The sequence below is a fragment of the Paenibacillus sp. SAFN-117 genome, from assembly GCF_051966115.1.
Classification (GTDB): Bacteria; Bacillota; Bacilli; order Paenibacillales; family NBRC-103111; genus Paenibacillus_L; species Paenibacillus_L residui.
In genome coordinates, this window is the sequence record NZ_JBQCLK010000078.1 from 1 (window position 1) to 2,069 (window position 2,069).

Annotated in this window: 4 protein-coding genes; all 4 read left to right on the top strand. The window is 42.9% G+C overall.

Annotation, left to right across the window (positions count from 1 at the left end):
* Positions 1–98 precede the first annotated feature (98 nt).
* The gene (locus ACTHRH_RS25565; protein WP_144937504.1) at positions 99–524 is read left to right on the top strand and encodes an SRPBCC family protein; all 426 of its coding nucleotides are present in this window, start codon (positions 99–101) and stop codon (positions 522–524) included.
* 217 nt (positions 525–741) lie between these two features.
* A complete protein-coding gene (locus ACTHRH_RS25570; protein WP_379289769.1) occupies positions 742–1,014 on the top strand; it encodes a type II toxin-antitoxin system Phd/YefM family antitoxin in 273 nt (90 codons plus the stop codon).
* Complete coding sequence (locus tag ACTHRH_RS25575; RefSeq protein ID WP_379289767.1) at positions 998–1,324, top strand: type II toxin-antitoxin system RelE/ParE family toxin; 327 nt, start codon at positions 998–1,000, stop codon at positions 1,322–1,324. The genes ACTHRH_RS25570 and ACTHRH_RS25575 overlap by 17 nt, the downstream gene beginning before the upstream one ends.
* 72 nt (positions 1,325–1,396) lie before the next feature.
* Positions 1,397–1,900, top strand: coding sequence for an N-acetyltransferase family protein (locus tag ACTHRH_RS25580; protein WP_440418268.1), 504 nt, complete (start codon positions 1,397–1,399; stop codon positions 1,898–1,900).
* The last annotated feature ends 169 nt before the right edge of the window (positions 1,901–2,069 follow it).

A 2,069-nucleotide genomic window follows, 5' to 3' on the forward strand; every position in this document is an offset into this window, starting at 1 on the left:
AATCCAAGCAGGAAACGACTGATATTGACGCCGATTCGCTCGCTTCTTAATGCTGTAGAACTTTTGACTGTCCAGTATGAAAGAGGTGTCCTTATAAAATGGGAACGAACAATCCAACAAGAGTAACCGTACAGGCAGTCATTCAAGCGCCGGTGGAAAAAGTATGGAAGTATTGGACGGAGCCGGAACACATCACGAAATGGAATCAAGCATCGGATGATTGGCACTCGCCAAGAGCGGAGAATGATTTGCGGGTCGGCGGCAAGTTTGTTACAAGGATGGAAGCGAAAGATGGCAGCATGGGTTTTGATTTTGGCGGAATTTACGATGTTGTGAAATTGCATGAGGAAATTTCATACACAATGGGGGACGGGAGAAAGGTTGATATCACCTTCATTGCTCAAGGAAACGAAACGAAGGTCGTCGAAACGTTCGACGCGGAAGGCACTCACCCCGTTGAATATCAACAAGCAGGCTGGCAAGCGATTATGGACAATTTCAAAAACTATACGGAAACTCACTAATATCCTCTGGCGTCCAATCGGACGCCATTTTTTGTTTTTGGCGTGGCACAGTGAGGGAGGTCAACGGATGCAAATTGAACATCTCCGTGATAATGAAGGGAGGAGCTCTGCATGATTACGCTCAGAAAAATCACACTGGAAAAAGATTGGTGGCATTTACGTTTATTATAATGATATAATATAGTCAGAATAATGTCATCGGAAAGGGTTGAACAGCGTGCATATTAAACCGTCAACGACAATTAGACAGGATTACAACGGATTTTCGAAATATTGCCATGAACTTGATGAACCAGTGATTCTAACGCGCAACGGTGAAGCGGATCTGGTAGTGATGAGTCACGAGGCTTACCGGCGAATGGAGGCTCGCATTAAACTGCAGTCCAAGCTTTTGGTTGCAGAAAAGCAGATCGCGGAAGGAACCCCGCTGCTTGATCATGAACAAGTGGTAGCAAGAATGCGGAGGAAAATTGATGCCGTCAAAGAGTAAAATCAAATATGCCCCCGCGGCCGTGGATGATATGGATGAAATTTTTTCATACATCACGCAAGATAATGTTGTAGCCGCAGAAAACATGCTGGACCGAATAAATACGGCCGTTTCCAAACTGGCTGATTTTCCGAATATGGGTTCTGTTCTCTCGGACGATGACTTTTCACTGATCCAACGCGGATACCGTTTTATCGTAGTTGACCCTCATTTGATTTTCTATCGGCTTATCGATAATTGGGTTATTATCCACCGTATTTTGCATGGACGCAGGGATTATCTTCGTGAGTTATTTGATGTGTTGGAGTAAAGTTGTAGGCGGGAGATACCCCGAGAATCTGATTGCAACGGGAGAAGAATGAGAATCGGGAGGCTGCGCCGATTGAGAGGCGATTTTTTGAATATAAGACATATTGAACCAGATGACTGTAATGCAATTTTTGAGGTAGCATCAGATTGGTGGGGAAGCAATTATTCAAGTGATATGATTTCAAAGTGGTATATCCATCATTTTCGGGATACTTGCCTCTTAGCTGAAGAAAACGGGAAGATGGCAGGATTTCTTATAGGATTCTTATCGCAATCGGAGCCAAATGAGTCTTATATTAGAATCGTAATGGTTGACCCGGCAATACGAGGAAAAGGTGTTGGACGAGCACTTTATGAGGAGTTTTTCAAACGTGTAGGAATGCTGGGAAGAAGTGTGGTTCGATGTGTAACAGCTCCAGGAAAGAAGGATTCTATCGCATTTCATACACGAATGGGATTTATCATCGAACCTCAGGAACAAGAATATGAAGGTGTTCCTGTATTTATTAATTATGATGGTCGTGGTGGAAACAGGGTGGTTTTTAAGAAGGTGCTTCAGAAAATGGAAAATCATTAATGGATATGGTTGAACAAAGCGATTTCAAGAATGGGCTATTCTCAATCAAGGGTAAGTAAATAGCACGGCTGAAAATGCCCATAAACAAAGGGTTATAATGGACTAAGAAAATTAGACAGCAAAAAAGGAGTTTCTTAGTTGTATGGCAACGATGAGGAGAAAGTTCACA

What these genes read in the sequence shown, in the direction of transcription:
- ACTHRH_RS25565 (WP_144937504.1), top strand. Translation starts at nt 99, where the DNA reads ATGGGAACGAACAATCCAACAAGAGTAACCGTACAGGCAGTCATTCAA.
- ACTHRH_RS25575 (WP_379289767.1), top strand. Translation starts at nt 998, where the DNA reads ATGCCGTCAAAGAGTAAAATCAAATATGCCCCCGCGGCCGTGGATGAT.